Annotated in this window: 11 protein-coding genes; 10 read left to right on the plus strand and 1 reads right to left on the minus strand. The window is 40.1% G+C overall.

What is annotated here, in order from left to right; translation table 11 throughout:
* Nucleotides 1–73: 73 nt before the first annotated feature.
* Complete coding sequence (locus tag ACJ004_RS28420) at nt 74–1522, plus strand: sucrose-specific PTS transporter subunit IIBC (RefSeq protein ID WP_410896444.1); 1449 nt, start codon at nt 74–76, stop codon at nt 1520–1522.
* A gap of 58 nt (nt 1523–1580) precedes the next feature.
* The gene (locus ACJ004_RS28425) at nt 1581–3056 is read left to right on the plus strand and encodes a glycoside hydrolase family 32 protein (RefSeq protein ID WP_410896445.1); all 1476 of its coding nucleotides are present in this window, start codon (nt 1581–1583) and stop codon (nt 3054–3056) included.
* Between the two features lie 300 nt (nt 3057–3356).
* On the opposite strand, the gene ACJ004_RS28430 is transcribed toward ACJ004_RS28425, so the two are convergent.
* A complete protein-coding gene (locus ACJ004_RS28430; RefSeq protein WP_410896446.1) occupies nt 3357–4718 on the minus strand; it encodes a sigma-54 interaction domain-containing protein in 1362 nt (453 codons plus the stop codon).
* A 388-nt stretch (nt 4719–5106) separates the two neighbouring features.
* Here ACJ004_RS28430 and ACJ004_RS28435 point away from each other — a divergent pair, with 388 nt between their 5' ends.
* The 8 genes from ACJ004_RS28435 (at nt 5107) to ACJ004_RS28470 (ending at nt 15080) form a co-directional block, all read left to right on the plus strand.
* Nucleotides 5107–6189 (plus strand): aromatic ring-hydroxylating oxygenase subunit alpha, encoded by a 1083-nt coding sequence (locus ACJ004_RS28435; RefSeq protein WP_410896447.1) that lies wholly within the window; start codon nt 5107–5109, stop codon nt 6187–6189.
* The gene (locus tag ACJ004_RS28440) at nt 6186–7634 is read left to right on the plus strand and encodes an aldehyde dehydrogenase family protein (RefSeq protein ID WP_410896448.1); all 1449 of its coding nucleotides are present in this window, start codon (nt 6186–6188) and stop codon (nt 7632–7634) included. The genes ACJ004_RS28435 and ACJ004_RS28440 overlap by 4 nt, the downstream gene beginning before the upstream one ends.
* The gene (locus ACJ004_RS28445; RefSeq protein ID WP_410896449.1) at nt 7634–8716 is read left to right on the plus strand and encodes a tartrate dehydrogenase; all 1083 of its coding nucleotides are present in this window, start codon (nt 7634–7636) and stop codon (nt 8714–8716) included. Before ACJ004_RS28440 ends, ACJ004_RS28445 begins: the two co-directional genes overlap by 1 nt.
* A gap of 220 nt (nt 8717–8936) precedes the next feature.
* Nucleotides 8937–9125 (plus strand): DUF3311 domain-containing protein, encoded by a 189-nt coding sequence (locus ACJ004_RS28450; RefSeq protein ID WP_410896450.1) that lies wholly within the window; start codon nt 8937–8939, stop codon nt 9123–9125.
* Entirely contained in the window at nt 9122–10600 is a 1479-nt protein-coding gene (locus tag ACJ004_RS28455) for a sodium:solute symporter family protein (RefSeq protein WP_410896451.1), read from the plus strand. The genes ACJ004_RS28450 and ACJ004_RS28455 overlap by 4 nt, the downstream gene beginning before the upstream one ends.
* Before the next feature lie 85 nt (nt 10601–10685).
* Nucleotides 10686–12443, plus strand: a complete 1758-nt coding sequence (locus tag ACJ004_RS28460) for a CocE/NonD family hydrolase (protein ID WP_410896452.1) — start codon at nt 10686–10688, stop codon at nt 12441–12443.
* 115 nt (nt 12444–12558) lie between these two features.
* Nucleotides 12559–13266, plus strand: a complete 708-nt coding sequence (locus tag ACJ004_RS28465) for a hypothetical protein (RefSeq protein ID WP_410896453.1) — start codon at nt 12559–12561, stop codon at nt 13264–13266.
* An 821-nt stretch (nt 13267–14087) separates the two neighbouring features.
* Entirely contained in the window at nt 14088–15080 is a 993-nt protein-coding gene (locus ACJ004_RS28470) for an ABC transporter substrate-binding protein (RefSeq protein ID WP_410896454.1), read from the plus strand.
* Nucleotides 15081–15110: the final 30 nt, after the last annotated feature.

A 15110-nucleotide genomic window follows, 5' to 3' on the forward strand; every position in this document is an offset into this window, starting at 1 on the left:
CATTGCGATGAATTTTATTTTTTACCCAATAATGGAACCGGTTCCAAATACAGATGATTAGAGGGGGATTAAGATGGATCATAAAAAAATTGCACGGGAAGTTCTCAATGCCATTGGTGGTCAGGAAAACGTATCAGCAGCAGCGCATTGCGCCACACGCTTACGTCTAGTTTTACATGATGAATCAGTCGTTAATCAAGCAGCGTTGGATAACATGGATGTCGTGAAAGGGACCTTTTCAACGGGAGGTCAGTTTCAAATTATCTTAGGATCTGGAACGGTAAACGAGGTCTATAAGCACTTGGCGGAGATGTCTGGTCAAACGGAAATGTCAACGAGTGATGTGAAAGATGTGGCGACAAATAAACTGAACCCGATTCAGCGATTCGTCAAAATGCTGTCAGACATTTTCATTCCGATTATCCCAGCGATCGTAGCTGGTGGTTTACTAATGGGGATTAACAATATCCTAACGGCTCCAGACTTGTTTATTGAAGGAAAATCCTTAGTGGATGCTAATCCGGAAATGGCGGATTTAGCGGCACTCATTAATACCTTTGCAAATGCTGCCTTTGTCTTTTTACCGATTTTAATTGGCTTTTCAGCTACGAAACGGTTTGGAGGGAATCCTTTCCTTGGGGCCACACTTGGAATGCTAATGGTTCATCCGGACTTATTAAATGGGTACGGTTACGGTGCCGCGTTACTGAAAAATGAAGTCCCGGTTTGGAATATTTTTGGCTTAGAAATTGAAAAGGTAGGCTATCAGGGAACCGTACTTCCTGTTCTTGCCGCGTCTTTTATTCTAGCAAAAATCGAAACGTCTTTACGGAAGGTTGTTCCCTCTGCTTTAGACAATCTATTAACACCGTTATTCTCTATCTTTATTACCGGAGTTTTAACGTTCACTTTGGTAGGACCGCTGACACGCTCAGCTGGTAATCTATTAACAGATGGAATTGTCTGGTTATATGACACAACGGGTGTCGTTGGCGGAATCATCTTCGGTTTACTTTATGCACCAATTGTTATAACAGGTATGCACCATAGCTTTATTGCGGTAGAAACGCAATTGCTTGCCGATGTTACGAAAACGGGTGGATCGTTTATCTTCGTTATTGCGGCGATGTCAAACATTGCGCAAGGAGCAGCGACACTTGCTGTGTTAAAGACAACGAAAAATGCCAAGATCAAAGGAACCGCTTCAGCAGCTGGGATCTCTGCCTTATTAGGAATTACGGAACCAGCGATGTTTGGGGTTAACTTGAAATTACGCTATCCATTTATCGGTGCCATTATTGGTTCTGCTGTCGGGTCAGGCTTTGTTACGATGTTCAAGGTTAAAGCGACTGCGTTAGGGGCAGCTGGTATACCAGGAATCATCTCGATTCGCCCAGATACAATTATTTCTTATGTTATCGGTATGGCCATCGCGTTTGCTGTAGCCTTTATCGTCACGATTGTTTTAGCGAAAAGAGACGAAAAAAAGGCAGTTAAACAATCATCTGGTCAAGCAGCATAATCAAAGAATGAATAGGAGAATCCAGTGATTCTCCTTTCTGTATTAGGAGTGAATCAGCATGGAATGGACAATAGAGCAACGATACAGAAGCATGGACGACGTGACCGAAGAGGAAATTCAAGGGTTAGCCAAACTAGTGAATCAATGCCCATGGCGGCAGACTTTTCATATTCAGCCGCCGACAGGATTGTTAAATGACCCGAATGGCTTTAGTTATTTTAATGGGGAATATCATTTATTCTATCAATGGTTTCCACTTGGGCCGGTTCATGGGTTGAAGCATTGGTATCATACGAAGTCTAAAGACCTTGTTCATTGGGAAAATGTTGGAGTGGGCATTGAGCCGTCGAATGAATTTGATAGTCATGGGGCGTATTCCGGAAGTGGAATTGAGCATGATGGGAAATTATATTTAATGTACACGGGCAACTCGCGCGATGAATATTGGAATCGACACCCGTATCAATGTTTGGCTGTAATGTGTCTGGATGGAAGCATTGTGAAAATGGATGCACCGGTGATTGCAGATATTCCAAGTGGCTATACCGATCATTTTCGCGATCCAAAGGTTTGGCAACATGGGGATCACTTTTACGCGGTGATTGGTGCTCAAAGGAAAAATGAGACAGGATGTGTCGTTTTATATCGCTCTAGCGATCTAAAAGATTGGCAGTTTGTGGGTGAAGTAAAGACCGGATTAGGTGAAGATTTCGGTTATATGTGGGAATGTCCGGATTATTTTGAGCTGGACGAGCAAGGTGTGTTCCTTTTCTCCCCACAAGGGTTAAACGCAGAAGGTGACCATTATCAAAATATTTATCAATCAGGGTATGTAATTGGAAGTCCATTAGATTTAGAGAATATCGAATTAAAGCATGGCGCATTTCATGAGTTGGATCGCGGGTTTGATTTTTACGCACCGCAATCAACGGTAGATCATCGGGGGAGCCGGATTTTAGTTGGCTGGATGGGATTACCGGAAATTAACTATCCTACTGATAAAAATGGGTGGGCACACTGTTTAACACTCCCTCGGGAGCTATCGGTTAAAGCCGGAAAGCTAATTCAGCAGCCAGTGCCTGAGCTAGTATTGCTTCGTGGGGAAAAGGTGGAAACCAATCAAACGGTTGAGAATGAAAATGTTAATTTGGATAACTTCGAGGGATACGTGTATGAGCTTCTTGCAGAATTCTCTGATAGTACGGCTGAGGAGTTTGGTTTGGAGCTTCGGGTTGGAGAAATTGAGAAAACCGTAATTAAATATGATGCGGTTGCGAAAAAGGTTGTATTTGATCGGACTGAATCGGGCAAATCCTTTGCTGAGGAGTTTGGTACCGTTCGGAAATGTATGTTGGACGCTGAAAAGATTTCGTTTCAAATCTTTGTTGATGTCTCCTCTGTTGAAGTGTTTGTAAATAATGGGGAAGAAGTATTCACCGGAAGGATTTTTCCTGATGAAAATAGTAATGGAATTCGTGTGTTTGCTCGTGGTGGCCAAACGAAAGTAAAGGCTGTTAAATGGGATATCATATAAACTTTTTAGACTTACCCGAGGTGACAGAATGGGAAAGCTTTTTTCGATTGGTGAAGTGTTAATTGATTTTATTCCTTCTGAAGCGGACGTCATCAAAGACGTATTGATAAAATTGCTGAATATGAAAAATTCTCATGCACCTAGAAAGAGGCCATTTTTCCTTAAACATTATGCTCAACAAAAAAACCACTTCCTATAAAAAAATAGGGGTGGTTTTATGTTGTTCATATTCTTTATCAAGACTTTTTGGATAATAGACGCTTCAATAGTACGACTAAAACCATTAAAGGGCCGCCGCGTTTAGTTTTCCTCTAATTCCCCGCAATACTGGCTAATCAGCTTTACCGCCCTCGTTTGGCTGATATTTAAATCCTTGGCAACTTTCCTTGAACTTTTATGTTTTTTATAGGACTGCATCACCAGCGTTTTCTTTACATGTTCAATTGCATGATCAAGTTCAGAAGGGAGGATGTGTTGAGTGTACGGTTTCATATTCTTTAAGATTAAATCGGGTAAATCGCCTTGCTGGATGATCGAATCGCTGGTGACGACAAGTCTCTCCATGACATTTTCAAGCTGACGGATGTTCCCCGGCCATGAATACCAGTAAAATAAGTCGAGGCATTCTTGAGAGATAATTTTATTCATTTCATATTTTTTATTAAATCTATATAAAAAATTATAGGTTAGTGGAATGATATCTTCCCTTCGTTCCCTAAGTGAAGGCAGCTCGATATCAATTATGTTCAGGCGGTAAAATAAATCTTCACGAAAGTGATTGTTTTGCACCATTTCTACCAAATCACGGTTTGTTGCCGCGATGATCCGGACATCTACTTTTTTCAATTCGTGCCCGCCTACTGGAAGAAACTGTTTTTCTTGAATGACTTGCAGCAGCTTGGCCTGAAGCGATAACGGCATTTCGCCAATTTCATCCAGGAATAATGTGCCCTTGTCGGCAATTTCAAGCAATCCCTTTTTTCCATATTTGCTTGCACCCGTAAAAGCCCCTTCCGTATATCCAAAAAGCTCCGATTCAAGTAAATCTCCAGGCAAGGCTGCACAGTTAATTTTTAAAAACGTTTTGTCTCTGCGCTTACTAATTTGATGGATGTATTGAGCTAATACACCTTTTCCTGTTCCCGACTCTCCTTGGATTAAAATAGTTGAATCGACTTTGGCAATTTTTTCGCAAACCTTTAAGATGTTTTTCATCTTTTCACAATTTGTGATCGGAGTAGAGCTATTAGAGCTATCCAAAGGTAATTTTTCTTCTTTTTCTGTTTTAATACTTTTATAGTTTTGCAGCTCTTGAGAGGTAGTAACGACAAATTCTATTTCATTTTTATCATTTAAAATTGGGACGGCTGTCGTTAGTAGTTCTGCCCCAAGATAAGTAGTCATCTTGATGGTGACTGTTTTTTTTTCTTTAAACACGATTGGGACAATAGAGGGTTTCCAATACCCTTTTTCATATAGTTCTGAGTTATATTTACCCACGACATCCTCAGGTTTTAACCCGTAATGTTTTTCACAGACGCTGTTAACGTAAATGACTCGCTGCTCTGCGTCGAGGACAAAAATTTCATCTGATGAATAATCGAGTATTTTTTTTAATGTTTCTACTGTGATTTCTAACGGACTTTGTGTTTCGGAAACCATTCGAAACTACCTCCCTGCAAATTCGAGTTGATTTTAATTCGCGTGAGTTGAAATCAACTCAATTATTGAACGAAATTTGAACAAATTTCGAATGATAGTAACGATTTTAATAGGAATTAGATTATTTTTAATTTTGGCACAATAATTGCATTAATTAATAGTGAGTGTCGGTAGAAGGAAACGAGAAATCTCGTTGAATTTATTAAACAAAATATCCAGCACTTTGTAAACGCTTAATTATCACTATTTACATGTTGAATTTAGGAATTTATGAGGTGAATTGTTTTTGACTCAATATTTAAGGGGGAGATAGTATTCACTTTTGAACTTATCTGGAAATAGAAATCAGTGATTAAACTATTAAAGTATATTTAGGGGGAAAATTGAAATGGCCTATAATGAAGTGGAAAATAAAACGAATCGAACATTTGAACGAACATTAACCTATGATTTATATACAGATCCGAAGATTTATGAGCAAGAAGTGAAGGATATTTTTGCGAAATCGTGGCAAGTTGTCGGTCATGTGAGTCAGTTAGAAAAACCAGGACAATTTTTTACTATAGATGTAGCGGGTGAACCGATTATCGTCACTCGTGGGATGGACGAAGTGATTCGTGCTTTTTATAATGTTTGTCCGCACCGTGCGACAAAACTAGAGAAAAATGAATCAGGACAAAAGAAAATTCTTCAATGCGGCTATCATGGCTGGACATTCCATTTAAATGGAGCGTTAAATAAAGCTCCTAACTTTACAGGTGAGGATGCTTCATGTGTCAGTGACCGCTGTTTAAGGCCTGTCAAAATGGAAATTTTAGAATCATTAATTTTTGTTAATCTTGATGATGATTGCAAGTCCTTAAATGAAACATACGGAGATTTCTTTGAACGATTAGGAAAATTTCCGTTTTTAGGAGATCTGAAAAGAGTCAATCAAAAAACTCGTGTGATCAAGTCGAACTGGAAAGCATTCATTGATAACTATTTAGAGTGTGATCACTGCCATGTGGCACATCCTAGCTTTGTCGCTACTTTGGATATGAAAAATTATCAAATTGCTACCTGTGAAAATTATTCTGTTCAAGGATCGGTTGTCAAACCTAATAAAACAATGGGCACTACTCAATTAAATGAAGCTGAGATGCAAGGTGGAGAATTCTATTGGTTATGGCCTAACCTAATGGTTACGATTTATCCAGGTCCAGGAAATATGGCAACGATTGAAATGATTCCGATTGATCATGAAACAACATTAGGAGTTTACACCTATTATTTTAGAGATGAGAATTTATCACAAGAAGAAAAAGATTTAGTAGCATTTGCCGAACAAGTAAGACAAGAAGATGTAGAGTTAGTAGAATTAGAGCAAATTGGATTCCGTTCCAGAGCCTTTAACAAAGGGGTCTATTCAAAATCTGAAAAGGCAATTGTTCAATTCCACGAAATGGTATTGGAGGCGTTAGGTCGATGACAAATGTGGGTGTGGTAGAGAAAAAACATTTATTTATTAATGGTCGAGATGTAGAGACGGAAACTTATACAGCTCTTTACTCTCCGTACACAGGGGATGTAATAGCAGAGATTGCCATGGCGGATGAAAAACTGACGAAAGAAGCTATTCGAGCAGCACAGGAAGCCTTTCAGGTGATTTCGAAAATGCCAGCATTTGAGCGGTCTGCAATTTTAGAAAAAGTGGTAGAATTATTGAAAGAAAGAGCTGACCTAGCTGCAGAAGTCATTGCACGAGAATCTGCCAAACCGATTACCTTTGCGAAAGGTGAAGTTTCGAGAACAATCGAAACCTATAAGTTTGCAGCAGAAGAGGCAAAAAGAATCCACGGTGAAACGATCCCCTTCGACGCCGCACCAGGCGGGGTTGGAAGAATCGGTTATACCGTCCGTAAGCCAATCGGAGTGATTGGGGCGATCACGCCATTTAACTTTCCTATGAACCTAGTTGCTCATAAGGTAGGACCGGCCATCGCATCGGGTAATTCGATCGTGCTAAAGCCAGCATCGCAAACTCCGTTATCTGCTTTATTTATTGCAGAGATTTTCAAAGAAGCTGGCCTGCCGGATGGTGTTTTAAATGTGGTGACAGGATCTGGTTCAGTTGTAGGTGAGGCCATTATAAAAGATGATCGTGTACAAATGATTACATTTACTGGAAGCCCGGCAGTAGGGATTGGGATTCGAAATAAAGCTGGTTTAAAGAAAACTACTCTAGAGCTTGGATCAAATGCTGCGGTGATATTAGATAAGGATACGAATATTGATCAAGTAATTGAGCGTTGTATTTTAGGTGCCTTTTCGAATCAAGGACAAGTATGTATTTCCTTGCAACGCATTTACGCCCATGAAGAGGTGTACGATCAATTTGTTGAGAAGTTTGCCGCAGCGGCGAAGCAATTAAAGCTTGGTGACCCGTTATCACCTGATACGTATATTTCTTCTTTGATCTCGAAAAAGGAAACCGAACGTGCGATAGGCTGGATTGAAGAAGCAAAACAAAACGAAGCAGCTGTTGTTGCAGGGGGAAAATTAACGGATGGTATTTTAGAACCGACAGTGATCGTCAATGTTGATCCATTGTTAAAAGTATCCTGCCAAGAGGTATTCGCTCCTGTCGTGATTGTCAATAAAGTAAGTTCAGTAGAAGAAGCGATTGGATATGTAAATAATTCAAGGTATGGCTTGCAAGCCGGTATTTATACGAAAAATATCGATAAAGCCTTATTCGCGAGTGAAGCGCTTGAAGTAGGGGCAGTGATGATTAATGATGTTCCGACATTCCGTGTTGATCAAATGCCATACGGTGGTGTAAAAGAGAGCGGAACTGGCCGTGAAGGGATAAAATATGCAGTAGAAGAAATGACAGAGTTAAAACTAGTTGTATGGAACAGAGGCGAAAAGTAATGAACAAATATAAAATTGCTGTGATTCCTGGTGACGGGATCGGTCCTGAAGTACTTCGAGAGGGAATTAAAGTATTAAATAAAATCGCAGAATTGGATTCCTCTCTCCACTTTGAATACACCTATTTCCCATGGGGCTGTGAGTATTACAGCAAGCACGGCGTTATGATGGACGAAGATGGCATTGAAAAATTAAAAAACTTCGATGCGATTTTTCTTGGTGCTGTCGGTTTTCCAGGCGTACCTGACCATATTTCATTGTGGGATTTACTTTTAAAAATTAGAAAAGGCTTTGATCAATATATTAATATTCGTCCGATTAAATTAATAAAAGGTGCTCACTGTCCGTTGAAAAATGTGAACAGAGAAGATGTGGACATGCTGTTTATCCGGGAAAATAGTGAGGGTGAATATGCGGGAGCGGGAGATTGGTTATTTAAAGGCCAACAAAACGAAGTGGTTTTACAAACAGGTGTATTTTCCCGAAAAGGAACGGAACGCGTCATCCGCTATGCATTTGAAACAGCTAGAAAAGAAGGAAAATCACTTACCAGCATAAGTAAAGGGAATGCTCTGAACTATTCGATGGTTTTCTGGGATCAAATCTTTGCAGAAGTAAGCAGGGAGTACCCTGATGTTAACACAGCTTCTTATCTCGTAGATGCAGCAGCGATGCTGATGATTACTGATCCAAAAAGATTTGAAGTGGTGGTTACTTCGAATTTGTTTGGCGATATTTTAACAGATTTGGGCGCAGCCTTAGCAGGCGGTATTGGGCTTGCAGCAGGGGCGAACATCAATCCGGAAAGAACTTATCCATCGATGTTTGAGCCAATTCACGGATCCGCCCCGGATATTGCAGGGAAAGGTCTGGCCAATCCTTTAGCGGCCATTTGGTCTGCCAGCCAGCTGCTCGATTTTTTTGGGTATGAAGATTACGGAAAGCTCGTGCTGAATGCGATTGAGGAACTGCTGGTAGAGGGAAAAGTTTTGACACCTGATATGCAGGGAACAGCTTCTACTGCAGAAGTAGGTGACAAGGTTGCAAATATCATTCAATCGATTGTTTCGCTAAAAGCTTAATTCGAATCTAAAGGGTTTTGTTTAATGGAAAAAGCAGTTAACCATACCTGAAATTAATCCCCTTCTATTTATCCGACTAAAAGAAGGGGAGGATTTCCAACCACCACGAATTAAATTATCTGATAATAAAAAAGATTCATTCTTCGGTTTATTAAAAACGCCTACACTCTATTGGGACAGGGGTTACTCTAAAAATTCACATTGGAAGGGAATTTTGCGTATGAAGAAATGGATTGCATTTCTGACTATCCTACCTGCAATTGGATCATTGACTGTAATAAATAAAATTGAACCATATGTTTTTGGCTTACCATTTATTGTATTTTGGTCTACTTTATGGCTTATTCTCACGTCGGCCTGTCTTCTTGCTTGTAATATCATTTATGATCGAAAGGAGCAAAATAAATGAATAGCTCCATGATCATTATTGGTGTAACGCTGGCTTTTGCCATGTACCTAGGAATAAGAGCTCGAAAAGGGCGGGATATGAGGCTCGAACAGTGGGCAGTTGCGGAGAGAAACTTCGGTTCGCTTATCATGTTTGTGTTAATGGCAGGAGAAATGTTTTCGACCTTCGTGTTTTTAGGAGCAAGCGGCGGAGCTTACCGCATGGGCGGTCCGACGATTTATGTGTTTTGTGCCCTTACTTATGTCATTCCTTTTTGGATTCTGCCGCCCATTTGGCGATATGCGAAAAAACACAATCTAATCACTCAATCTGATTTTTTTGCAAAAAAATATAAAAGCAAGTCATTAGGGCTGCTGGTCGCAATAATTGGAGTGATATCAATCATCCCTTATATTGTTCTGCAATTAAAAGGCTTTCAGATTATTGTCTCGGAAGCCTCATATGGAATGATCCCTCCTAAAATTGCTGTTTGGATCGGACTGATTGCTGTAACGGTTTTTGTTTATATTTCAGGGATACATGGGTCAGCATGGACAGCAGTTTTAAAAGATATTCTTATGCTTACGGTCATCCTATTTTTAGGATTTTATCTGCCGAATCATTATTACGGCGGGATTCAGCCAATGTTTGAGACATTAGATAAAGCAAAACCAGGATTCCTATTAATGCCTGATAAAGGGTTAAGTATATCATGGTATGTTTCAATCTGTTTGACGATTGCGTTAGGCCAATATATGTGGCCGCACTGCTTTGGCGCAAGTTTGTCTTCTAAGAGCGAAACGGCATTAAGGAAAAACACTGCAATTTTGCCTTTGTATCAAATCGTCCTTGTATTTATTCTTTTTATTGGTTTTACGGCTGTACTGCAAATACCAAATTTGCAAGGGACTGCCTCCGACCTAGCGTTGTTTAAGATTGCAAAGCAATCACTTCCGCCTTGGTTTATCGGAGTGGTTGGGTCAGCTGGATTACTTGCAGCCCTAATTCCTTGTTCCTTGCTCATACTAACAGCTGCAACACTTATTTCAAAAAATATTTATAAAGAGTTTAAGCCAAATACATCCGATAAAAAACTTGCAAAATTAACGCGTTTGTTTGTTCCAATCATTGCTCTAGTTTCATTGTTTTTTACATTTTTTGGAGGTAACACAATGATTGCCCTACTGACAATGGCATACAGCTTTGTTCTTCAGTTATTTCCGCCGTTGGCATTCAGTTTAATGAAGAAGAATCCAGTCAGTAAGATTGGCGCTTCTGTTGGGATGATTGTTGGAGTTGGAATTGTCGCTTACCAAACGTTGGAAGGCACAACCATGGCTACAATGTTTCCAAGTGCTCCACACTTCATTCAAGATTTAGACATCGGCATCATTGCGATTACCATCAATACGATTATCATGCTTGCTGTCAGCCTATTTACCACCAAAGTGTCTGTGATTCAAGAAGAACCCATCAAGCAAGCAAGCAATCTATAATAAGAAATTCATACTATCCCATGAAGTCTGCGACTCGTGGGATAGTGTTTTATGAGTCAAAAACAGTTGAAATGTGGTGGTTAAAATGAAACAATTTCAGATTATCGTTGAAAAAAATGTACCGTGTGAGATGAGGGATGGCGTAATTCTTTTTGCAGATGTTTATCGTCCTAATGAGAAGGGGACCTTCCCAATCCTGTTAACTAGGCTTCCATATAGTAAAGATTTGCCCCATTATTCCCATCGTTATTTAGATACAAACCGCCTTGTTGAAAATGGTTTTGTTGTCATTTTTCAAGATGTGCGGGGACGTTTTCAGTCGGAAGGTGATTTCCAATCATTCAGACAGGAAGCGGAAGATGGGTACGATACAATTGAGTGGGCGGCGGCACTCCCGTACTCAACGGGAAAAGTTGGGATGTTCGGCATGTCTTATTATGGTTATACACAGCTTTTAGCTGCAACGAAAAAGCCGCCTCATTTGGCAGCGATTTTTCCAGCGATGACTTTGAATGACCAACGTAATGGTGCGAGTTTTCGTAATGGTGTCTATCAGCCAGGTTTTACTGAGACTTGGTCACTCGAATCGATTGCACCGGATCTATTGAGGCGAAAATATGAAAATCCGCAAGAAAGATCCAATGCATTACGAAAACTTGCAAATCAACTTAATAGAATAGATGAACTATACCATTTTGCCCCGATCAATCAGTGGTCGCCTTTAAAAGAGCTGGATATTGCCGATTATTTTTTTGAGGAATTGTCTCATCCGCTTGAAGATGAAGCCTATTGGCGGAAATCAAGTATTACTGACAAATATGAATACTTAACGCTGCCGGCTTTTCATTTAGGCGGCTGGTATGATTGTTTTATTGGACCGACATTAACAAATTATCAGGAAATGACAAAGGCGAATATTCACACTGGTCAGCATCAAAAGCTGATGGTCGGTCCATGGGGACATGGTGATTTTTCTTCTGTGCAGGGTGAAGGTTCTTTCGGCGTGCATGCATCAGGAGATTGGATTGATTTGGAACAAAACATCACAGATCTCCATATTCGCTGGTTTAATCATTGGCTAAAAGGAATGGCCACCGGTTTAGAAACGGAGCCGCCTGTAAAAATCTTCTTGATGGGGATTAATCAATGGCGAGATGAATGGGAATGGCCGCTTGAACGGACGAAATTTACCAACTTTTATTTGCACAGTACTGGAAAAGCAAATACGAAAAATGGCGATGGTCAACTTTCCATCCATCACCCTGTTGATGAGGAAGTAGATACCTTTATTTATGATCCCAAAAATCCTGTGCCTACAAAAGGTGGAAGTACCTTGTTTGCGGGACCGTTGACAATGGGTCCGTTTGATCAACGGGCGATCGAAGTGAGAGAAGATGTGCTTGTTTATTCAACCCAGCCATTAACCGAAGCAATCGAAGTGACGGGACCTGTAAAGGTAAAGCTGTGGGCTTCCTCCGATGCCAGGGATACAGATTTCACAGCCAAGCTTGTTGATACCAGACCTGATGGAAAAGCGTTAATTTTAGCGGAAGGAATTGTCAATGCAAAATATCGAAATGGTGATCAGCCTGAAAAAGAATTGGATGGAGAAATCGTAGAATATGGCATAGATCTTTGGGCAACATGTAATGTGTTTTTGCCAGGGCATCAGATTACACTCGAAATTTCGTCAAGCAGCTTTCCTCACTATATGCCGAATCCAAATACCGGAAAGTCATTGATTGACAGCAATCAGACTGTAGCAGCAAGACAAACAATCTATCATAATGAGCAATATCCTTCACATATTATTTTGCCTGTTATTCCTTCAGACAAAAAATAACCCCCAAAGCATGCTTCCAAAATGAAAGGAGGCTGTTTTTGTTTCATATCGCTGGGCGATATAGCTTGCAATTATATCTAAAAACCTTCATATTTAATAGAAAAGGAGGTCCGATATGCGACGTGATATACAAGCGAATGAACGAGCTTTCTCTTCCAAGGAAGTGGCAGAAGAGGTAGGGATTGCAACTCCCACTGTCCGAAAGTATGGCCAAATCTTAGAGCGGAATGGATATGAGTTTTTGAAAGATGGCGATCGACGTATCTTTGTACAATCTGACATCGGCGCGCTTATAGCGTTACGCGATACGGACAAGCCCCTAGACGATACAGCTAAAGACCTTGTGTTTCAACAAAAAGAAAGATTAGAAGGATCCAAGGAAACAGATATAGCGGTACCCGATATATATGAAAATTTACCTCAAGACCCCAATCAATTAAAAGAGGTCTTAATGTTTTTAGTCAATGAAATTGCAGCCACACGTGAAATAAATGTCCAACTGACAGACGATATGTCACAGCTTAAGACATCGGTTTCCCGACTTCAGCAAGATCACCATGTTATAAGTTCTAGTATTGGAAATTCAGCGCAAAAAACTAATGCTAAAATTGAAAAATTAACGGAACAGCAGAAGAACCATTACGAAACATTGCTGCAACAAGAAAAACAGAAAAGTGAACTCTTACAAAAAGAAATACAAAAGATGCGGGACGAACAAAGAATAGAGTGGAGTTCACAAAATGATTTTAATAAACGTTTAGAAGAAGCGATACAAAAACCTAAAGAAAAATGGGGAGGACTTTTCTCGATCTTTCGAAAATAAGGTACCAGTTTAGGTTGATCAACTCTTTTTTTGTGTTACGTATCGCCGGGCGATATAACTAGCAAATAAATCCCCAGCACCTTTATCGTTAAATAAAGGAACGATATGCGACACGATATCAAGTTCATGATCATTCTCTTCCAAGGCCTGACAAACGATATGTCTCAGCTGTTTTTTCGGTTCGTATCGCTGGGCGATATAACTTGAAAATAAATCCTCCGAATCTTCGAGTTAAAAATAGGAAGAAATGGGTATGTATTGTTGGAAAGGTGGAGCTTGTTGTATCATTGTCAATCCAATATCGAATTGATTATAGCGTTACGCGATACGGACAAGTCCTATACGATAAATTACCTTCTTCTCTAAAGTCCCCATTAAGATATTCAAGTGGTGAATTTGCGTTAAGCATTAATGACTAATTAAACCTAAGGAAACTAAATAAAAAAGTAGAAATTCCTTTATTCCAAATATTGGTATCCGTTATTTTTCAAATTTCAACAAATTCCCGGGAAATATCTACAAATTCTGAGTAGATATCGACAAAATTAGAAGTCTTTATACAATCTATGTGCCATAATGAAATAATATTATCCCTCAACAAAGCATCAAACCTTGATTATTCAGGGATTGATGTTTTTTTTATTTATTTTTCTAATGATTGACTTCAAAATATGAAATTTACTATTGTCTCACACTTAGTGGACGTGATAGAATCTGAATATTATAAATTTTCAAAAGTTATGTCGATAAAGGAAACCGCTTTCTTTATTGTTCACCACGAGACTACATAAATAGGGGATTAATTTTAGGGGGATTAACAGATGAGAAAGAGATTAGCGCTAGTATTGTGTGGAGTTCTATTATTACTTTCTGCATGCGGCGGGGGAAGTAAGGAAACGGGAGGAGCGGCAAAAGAGAAGATTGTTAAAATAGGTATTACACAAATTGTTGAGCATCCGTCTCTTGACGCTGCTCGAGAGGGTTTTATCGCGGCTCTGAAGGATGCCGGCTATGAAGAGGGAAAGAACTTGAAGCTTGATTACCAAAATGCTCAGGGAGATATGAACAATAATACCTCCATTGCCCAAAATTTGGTGGCAGACAAGAATGACCTTATTTTGGCAATCGCTACTCCTAGCGCTCAGGCGGTGGTCAATCAGACGAAGGATATTCCAACCTTATTTACCGCTATTACTGATCCAGTCGGGGCCGAGCTAGTTCAAAGTTTGGAAAAGCCAGGCGGAAATGCGACAGGCACATCTGATACGCATCCTGATGCGATAAAGAATACGATTGCTGCTATTAAAACTTTTATTCCCGATGCCAAGAAGGTTGGCATCATCTATAACAACGGTGAACCCAACTCGGTTGTAAATGTTAAACATGCGAAGACCGCTTTAGAGGCTGCCGGACTAGAGGCAGTTGAAACCACCATAACAGCTAGTTCAGAAGTAAAGCAGGCAGCCGAGTCAATGGTAGGGCGTGCGGACGTATTATACATTCCAAAGGACAACACCGTTGTTGCTGCCCTGGAATCGGTGATAACTGTAGCCAATGCCCAGGATATCCCAACCTTTGTCGGTGAAGGCGATTCTGTCAAACGCGGAACCTTCGCATCCTATGGATTTGACTACCACGATCTAGGCTACACTACTGGGAAAATGGCTGTGGAAATTCTCAAAGGGAAAAAACCAAGCGATATTCCTGTCGGCTTCCCGGAAAACCTTGAACTATTTATCAACAAAAAAGCAGCTCAGGAGGAAGGGATCACCTTAACAGACGAGATGCTAAAGAACGCGAAGATCGTAGAGTAAAATCTACGAAAATCTTAACCTGCCGTGAAC

This window comes from Neobacillus sp. 204, assembly GCF_046562815.1.
Classification (GTDB): Bacteria; Bacillota; Bacilli; order Bacillales; family Cytobacillaceae; genus Neobacillus.